This is a genomic window from Streptomyces sp. Ru62 (assembly GCF_002920615.1).
Taxonomy (GTDB): Bacteria; Actinomycetota; Actinomycetes; order Streptomycetales; family Streptomycetaceae; genus Streptomyces.
This window is the reverse complement of sequence record NZ_PQSU01000073.1, coordinates 1-6,896: the sequence shown is the minus strand read 5'-3', so window position 1 is coordinate 6,896 and position 6,896 is coordinate 1. Positions and strand designations below refer to the sequence as shown.

Here is a 6,896-nt window from a genome sequence, read left to right as displayed (position 1 = left end):
CCACCAGCGGCGCGCCGGCGCGCTGGGCGATGTGCCGGGCGGCGACCTTGTCGCCCAGGTCGCGGATCGCCTGCGGCGGCGGGCCGATCCAGATCAGGCCGGCGTCCAGCACGGCCTGGGCGAATTCGGCGTTCTCCGACAGGAAGCCGTACCCCGGATGGACGGCGTCCGCGCCGGACTCACGCGCCGCGTTCAAGATCTTCTCGATGACCAGGTAGCTGGTGGCCGGGGTGTCACCGCCCAGAGCGAACGCCTCATCCGCGGCGCGGACATGCGACGCGTCCCGGTCCGGGTCGGCGTAGACGGCCACGCTCGCGATCCCGGCGTCCCGGCAGGCCCGGGCCACGCGGACAGCGATTTCGCCACGGTTGGCGATGAGCACCTTGCGCAGCATGTCGCGAAATACCTCCAGAAGACCGTGCAGTCTGGTCGCGTCCGCCCGGGCGCGGGCCGTACCGGGCAGGTGAGCGGATCGAGAGTGCGAGTCAGGGACGAGGGCCGCAGGGCACCGTGGCCGCGTCCGAGGCGTGGTGCGGGCGGCCTGCGCGTGCGGACGCTCGGGCGAGCGGAACGGTGCGGGTGTTCAGACGGAGGCCGCCTCTACGCCGTCCTCGGCGCGGTCCGAGGCCAGGGCCTCCACCGTGGCGGCGAGTTCGCCGACGGTTCCGGTGCTGAAAGCGCGGGCGGTCGGCTCCGTCCTGCGGCACAGCCCGCTCAGCACACGGCCCGGTCCCACCTCGACGTACCGCCGCACCCCCAGGCCGGCCAGCGTGCGCACCGTGCCGGTCCACAGCACGGGTGCCGACAGCTGTCTGCGCAGGGCCGAGACGATCTCCTCGACGCTGGTCACGGGGGCGCCGGTGACGCTGGACACCATGGGTACCGAAGGACTGCGGAAGTCAACGGCGGCCAACGCCTCGGCGAACTCCTCCTCGATGTCACGCATGAGCGAGCAGTGGAACGGCGCCCCCACCCCGAGCGGCACGACGCGTCGGGCACCCGCCTCCTTCGCTGCGTCGACCAGGGCCCGGACAGCCTTCGTCTGGCCCGACACCACGGTCTGGGCGGGCTCGTTGTCGTTCGCCACCTCCAGCACCTGGCCGGTGTCGGCGGCTGCCCGGGCGCACAGGGCCCGTACGGTGGGCAGGTCAAGGCCCACCACGGCGGCCATGGCCCCCGGCACCCGCTCGTTGACCTCGGCCATCAGCCGCCCGCGCAGCCGTACCAGGCGCAGGGCGTCCTGCCAGGACAGCGCGTCGGCGCACACGGCGGCCGCGTACTCGCCGAGGCTGTGCCCGGCCACGACGTCGGGCACGACGTCGTGAGCGCGCAGGACGTCGAGGACGACGATCTCGGTCAGGAAGACAGCCGGCTGCGTGATCGCCGTGTCACGCAGGGCTTCGGCCGGTCCTTCGTGGCACAGCCGTGACAGCGGAAAGCCCAACAGGTCGTCGGCGGCGCGGTAGTAGGTGTCGACCAGATCGGGACGCCGCTGCACGAAATCGGCGCCCATGCCGACGCGCTGCGAGCCCTGACCGGGAAAGACGAACGCGGTGGATGCCATCTCTTCAGTGCTTCCTGCTCCGTGATGCACACCGGAAGGCCCCTCCGGGTAGGCCGCCCCTACTGCGGAATACCGCGAAAGGAGGCTTCCGGCTAATTCCGGATCGGTGGTGGGAGAAGCCGGTCGGTGCTTCAGAGCCTCATCCACTCGCGGTTCCCGAGTCAAGCCAGCGAAACAGCTCGGCAAAGCTTCGTCAGAGGTATGCAAAATCCACAGCGCGGTGACAGGGAATCGTCGCGGGAGTGCAATGTCGGCTTCTGTTCCCGAGCCTGTGCCCCTACCTTTTCGGTGCAGTTGATGGAAGGCCGTGAACCGGCGCGTAACTGCCGGGAAACCCAAAAACCCTTCACTGTTCCCGCAGGGTCCGGACCCAGATCCCGTACGAAGACCGATGAGAGGGGATGCCGTGCGTGTACTGCTCGTCGAAAGCGATCTCCAGCTCGCCCGCTGCGTGGGGGAAGGCCTGCGGCGGCAGGGGTTCGAGGTCGACCACGTGACCACGGGAGCAGAAGCGCTGCGTTCCTGCCCGCAGGCCGACGTCGTCCTGCTGGACCTCGGTGTTCCCGGTCTCCGGGGTCTGCGTCTGTGCCGTGACATACGTGCCGTCAGTTCCGTGCCCGTCTTGGCGGTCAGCGCCGACGGCAGCGAGGCGACTCGCGTACGCGCGCTGCGCTCGGGTGCCGATGTGTGCCTCGACAAGCCCTACGGGTTCCGGGAGCTGGTCGCTCGCATCGAAGCGGTCACGCGCCGGACACGCGCCGCCCGGCCCCACGACACCGTACCTGTCCACGAGATCTCACCGGTCAGCATCGACGCGGTCGCCCGGGAGGCACGCGTCGGCGGGCGCTGCCTCACCCTCACCGAGAAGGAATTCGACCTCCTGCGACTCCTGGTGTCGCAGGCGGGGACCGTCGTCTCCCGGGACCAGATCATGCTCCAGGTCTGGGGCGAGACGCAGAACAGGCGCAGCCGCACCGTGGACACCCACATCGCCAGCCTGCGACGGAAGCTGGGGGACGGGGGCCGATGGATCGTTACCGTCCGCGGCGTCGGTTTCCGCTTCGCCCCTCCCGGCAACCCCACGCCGATCCGGCCCGCCGAAGGACCCGTACAGAGCACCGTGACACGCCCGGGTGGCCGCGGCGTGGGCCTCGTGGGCACGGCGGGGGCCGTCAGGACCGTCCAGCCCACGATCCGCGCGCGCGATCGGATCGGCCGCGAGCGCCACCTGAGCCGGGCGACATCCGCCCACCGGATCCACAACTGAACTCCCGGCTCGACCACCCACTCGCAACCGGCAAGCCCGACAAAGCGCCGGACAACACCGGAGCGACGGTGTGCTCCGGCGCGGAGAACCGCCGCGGGCGCTCCAGGGCCGGGAGGCCTCGGAGTGCCGTCGACGGCTCCGGGAGGGGGCCAACGCGTGCCGCGCGTGTCGCGGGTCGGGCGTGCCGCCTGCGCGTAAAGACGCGCACGCGTGAGGGCGCATGGCCGTCGAGTCGGCCCGGCTCGGCTGTCACAGCACCGGTGTCACCGCGTCTGCCACCGCTCGGGCTCGGCGGGGCCGGCGCCGAGTGTCCGGCGCCCGGCGGTCGGGCGCGGCTTCGGCTCGGCGGCGGCCGGGCCGGCGCCGGGCCCCTCACTCGGCCGGGGCGGTCGCGTGGGACAGCGCCACCCCGCCGATGATCAGGGCGAGGGCGAGGAGGCGGCCGAGGGTCACCGGGTCCTTGTGGACGACGATGCCCGGCGTGATGGCGCCGGCCGCGCCGATGCCGGTGAAGACCGCGTAGGCCGTCCCCACCGGCAGTCCCCGCATCGCCAGGGACAGCAGATAGACGGCGACGGCGCCGAGCGTGAAGCAGAGCAGGGTGGGCAGCGGGCGGGTGAAGCCTGCCGTGGGCCTGATGCTCTGCGACCAGCCGACCTCCACCAGGCCGGCGGCGATGAGGAGCAGCCAGTTCACAGGGACTCTCCTGTCTTGCGGGCGGCCTCCAGCGCGGCCGCGCGGGACGCGTCGTGCGCGCCACGCCGGTCGGCGAGGGCCGGATCGAGGAGGGAATTGACCAGTTCGGTGCCGAGGAAGGTCATGTCCTCCTCGGGCACGGCGAAGTGGCCGGCGAAGAAGTCGCGCAGATAGCGTTCCTGGTGGTCGTACGGGTGGCGCGGGGCGCCCGGGCCGTACGCCCCGCCGCGCGCATACGCCACGGCGAACCGCCGCCCGGCCAGGGACATCCGCGGGAAGGTGACCTGGTCGATCCAGGCCTTGAGGGACGCCGGGATCGAGCAGTTGTACATCGGCGTGGCGATCAACACGGTGTCGGCCGCGACGAGTTCGGACAGCAGCGGCTCGACGACCGCCCAGGCCGCCTCCTGCGCCGGTGTGCGCACGGCCTCCCGGTAGCGCGCGGTGTCGGCGATCCGGTGCTCCAGCACGTAGTCGCACAGCTCGGTCCACGCCTCACCGATCTGCGGGACGGGCGTACGGGCGAGGTCGCGGTGGACGTAGGTGCCGCCGGGATGGGACGCGCGCCAGGCGGCGGCGACGGCGTCGCCGACCTCCCGGCTGAAGGACTTGCGGCGGGCACTGGCGTCGGTGTGCAGCAGCGTGGTCATGACGGGGTCCTCTCGTAATCGGCCGGAAACAGTAACCGGACACGGCGTCCAGTTATCTCCGACGGGAGGATCAACCGGACAGGACGTCCAGTTATTCCGGTAGGCTGTATCCCATGGACACGAGGGGCGGTCACAGGGAGAAGCAGGGCCGCACCGAGATCACCAGCCGCACGGAGACGGCCGGGGACGCGCCGTCGGCCGGGCACGGGGAGACGGCCGGGCGCGGGAAGGGGAAGGAGCGCGCGGACGCCGCCCGGAACCGGGCCAAGGTGCTCTCCGCCGCCGCGGAGCTGTTCGCCGCCGGAGATCCGCGGTCGGTCACGATGGAGGACATCGCCCGCGCGGCGGGCATCGGCCGGGGCACGCTTTACCGCCGCTACCCGGACGTCGCCTCCATCGCGGCGGCCCTCCTCGACGAGCACGAACGCCGCCTCCAGGAGGAGTTGCTGCGCGGCGCTCCCCCGCTGGGCCCCGGCGCGCCCGCCCCGGAGCGGCTCGCCGCGTTCTACGCCGCCATGGTCGACCTGCTCGACGCCCACAGCCATCTGGTCCTGGGCGCCGAGACCGGCGAGAAGCGCTTCACCGTCGGCGCGTACGGCTTCTGGCGTGCGCACGTCCTGGTCCTGCTGCGCGAGTCCCGCACCGCGGACCCGGAGGCCCTGGTGGACGGCCTGCTCGCGCCGCTGGCTCCGGAGGTGTTCCTCCAGCAGCGAGCGCAGGGAGTGACACCGGACCGGATCAAGGCCGCGCTGGGGCGGCTGGCGACGGCGGCGACGGCCGGCTCACCGACGGCCAGGGCCGCACCGTCGACTGCCGGCCCACCGTCGTCATCATGACCTCCGACATCGGCGCCCACCGCATCCTCGGCCACGAGGGCGACGCCGCCGAGTTGAAGGACGAACTGATGGAGGAGCTGCGGAACCGGTTCCTGCCGGAGTTCCTCAACCGCTGCTCGTGGCACACGGCCACCAGCCGGAGTTCGGCGCCCGGCCGCTGCGCCGCACACTGGGAGCAGATCCGCGAACCGGTCCGCGCGACGGTGCCGGGCAGCGGCCCCAGCAACGGGCCGGGAGGAGAGGTGAGCTCCCAGGTGTCGCGGACGGTGTGCCGCAGATAGCCGGTGAGCGTGAGGTCGTACCGGTGCCAGGGGAGCAGGCCGCTGCCCGGTACCGCACCCGAGTGCCGCACCACCACGGTCCACGCGTCGGGGTCGTCGGAGGCCGAGGTGTCCCAGAACAGCACGTCGCTGCCCCGGGTGCAGCCCCAGGCCAGCAGGCCGCCGGGCTCGGAGTGAAGCACGGGCCGCTCGGCCTCGGGCAGCTCCCGCGCCTCGATCCGCGCCTCCCGGTGCGTCCCGCGCAGCCACTCGCCGTAGTCGAAGCGGTCCCGCTGCACGCACGGCACATGGATCCACAGGTACTCACCGAAGTCCAGCGGCCCGTACCGGTCGGCGAGCCGCTTGTAGTCGGCCGGCAGCCGCAGTCCGAGCCAGTCCTCGACGGCCGCCCAGTCGACGGGGACGGCGGAGGGCGGGCGTTCCGTGGAGGGTGCGGTGAACGTGTCTATGTCCGAGGTCAATTGATGTCCTTCGAGCGTGCGCCATGTGCTTGGCTGATTCTTCCGTCCCCGCGGGTCGGGCGGAAATCGGGCGGCGGCGGGTGTGCCGCGCGGGTCAGACTGGCGCGCATGGAGGACGAGATCGCCCGCAGGGTCGCCGAACTGGACGCGGAGTCGACCGAGGTGGCCGAGGACGCGCAGCACGCGCTGATCGCCCTGGGGCCGCGGGTGCTGGAGCCGCTGATCGCGGCGGCCCCGGCGCTGAACCCGTTCGGGCAGCTGTGCGCCATCGAGGTGTTCACCGCGCTGGCCGACCCGCGCCCCATCAACGTCCTGATCGGCATGCTGGGAAGCGAGAGCGGGACCGTCCGGCAGTGGGCCGCCGAGGCCTTGGCCGAACTGGGCGTCCGGCGCGCCGTGCCACGCCTGCGGCAGGCGTACGACGCCTTCCTGCGGCGCGGGGAGGCACCCGACGACAGCGAGGGCGAGGGGCTGCGCTGGGCGCTCACCGAACTGGGCGGCCGCGAGGAGGTCCTGCCTCCTCGGTCCGCCGCGCTGATGTGGCCTGGTGAGGCCCCCGGTCGCCTCTGGCTGGCGGAACATCTGGCCGAGGTCATCCGCGACCTCGCCGACCATGGACAGGCGGTGCTCTACTTCCAGATCTGGGAGGTCACGTCCGATGGTGGCCGCCGCTGGGTCAGCGGCCCCGGCATCGACTGGGACGTCGACCGCGACGGCCCCTGGCCCGAGACCGTTGCCTTCTGTCGCGACTGGGCGCTGCTGGCGGCGGAGGCGGTGGACGTGGCGCCGGACCGGGTCGCGACGATCTCCTGGATCGACGCGACGGATCTCCGCGACAGTCCCCAGGAGGCCCCTGTGGTCGGGTAGCCGGAGACCAGCAATGGTCTCCGGCTACCCGACCACACTCGCGACGACGCCTTGATGGCTCTGTTCCCGGCCGCACCTTCATCTGTGGCGAACACCTCCGCGACCAACGTGCACTGCTGGGTGGTCGAGCAGAGCTTTGCCCTGCTGCACTGGTTCCGCCGACTGCGCATCCGCTGGGAGATCCGCGGCGACATCCGCGAAGCTTCCTCAGCCTGGCCTGCGGCATCATCTGCTGGCGCCGACTGGTCAACCTCTCACTTCGTTAGGGGTTCTT

Annotated in this window: 7 protein-coding genes and 2 pseudogenes; 5 read left to right on the top strand and 4 right to left on the bottom strand. The window is 72.0% G+C overall.

Annotated elements, in window-relative coordinates:
* Together C3492_RS43485 and fabD are read right to left on the bottom strand one after the other, a co-directional pair.
* The coding region (locus tag C3492_RS43485; protein WP_308461198.1) for a biotin carboxylase N-terminal domain-containing protein at window positions 1-391 on the bottom strand (391 nt) is incomplete at its 3' end.
* A gap of 192 nt (window positions 392-583) precedes the next feature.
* On the bottom strand, window positions 584-1,564 hold the full coding sequence (fabD, locus tag C3492_RS43480) for an ACP S-malonyltransferase (RefSeq protein WP_103818080.1): 981 nt from the start codon (window positions 1,562-1,564) through the stop codon (window positions 584-586).
* A 406-nt stretch (window positions 1,565-1,970) separates the two neighbouring features.
* Between fabD and C3492_RS43475 the strand changes: the two genes are divergently transcribed.
* On the top strand, window positions 1,971-2,831 hold the full coding sequence (locus tag C3492_RS43475) for a response regulator transcription factor (RefSeq protein ID WP_258056262.1): 861 nt from the start codon (window positions 1,971-1,973) through the stop codon (window positions 2,829-2,831).
* Between the two features lie 372 nt (window positions 2,832-3,203).
* Here the strand turns inward: C3492_RS43475 and C3492_RS43470 are convergent, their stop codons facing one another.
* Both C3492_RS43470 and C3492_RS43465 read right to left on the bottom strand, forming a co-directional pair.
* The gene (locus tag C3492_RS43470; protein ID WP_103818078.1) at window positions 3,204-3,527 is read right to left on the bottom strand and encodes a multidrug efflux SMR transporter; all 324 of its coding nucleotides are present in this window, start codon (window positions 3,525-3,527) and stop codon (window positions 3,204-3,206) included.
* Entirely contained in the window at window positions 3,524-4,177 is a 654-nt protein-coding gene (locus tag C3492_RS43465; RefSeq protein ID WP_103818077.1) for an FMN-dependent NADH-azoreductase, read from the bottom strand. Before C3492_RS43465 ends, C3492_RS43470 begins: the two co-directional genes overlap by 4 nt.
* 113 nt (window positions 4,178-4,290) lie before the next feature.
* On the opposite strand from C3492_RS43465, the gene C3492_RS43460 reads away from it, so the two are divergent.
* The 4 genes and pseudogenes from C3492_RS43460 to C3492_RS45270 all read left to right on the top strand — a co-directional run.
* Window positions 4,291-5,013, top strand: coding sequence for a TetR/AcrR family transcriptional regulator (locus C3492_RS43460; protein ID WP_258056261.1), 723 nt, complete (start codon window positions 4,291-4,293; stop codon window positions 5,011-5,013).
* Window positions 4,950-5,185 (top strand): annotated as a pseudogene (locus C3492_RS43455) (AAA family ATPase); the annotation flags it as partial. The gene C3492_RS43460 and the pseudogene C3492_RS43455, both read left to right, overlap by 64 nt.
* Before the next feature lie 678 nt (window positions 5,186-5,863).
* Window positions 5,864-6,622, top strand: a complete 759-nt coding sequence (locus tag C3492_RS44055) for a HEAT repeat domain-containing protein (RefSeq protein WP_258056260.1) — start codon at window positions 5,864-5,866, stop codon at window positions 6,620-6,622.
* Between the two features lie 54 nt (window positions 6,623-6,676).
* Window positions 6,677-6,896: pseudogene (locus C3492_RS45270) on the top strand (hypothetical protein); the annotation flags it as partial.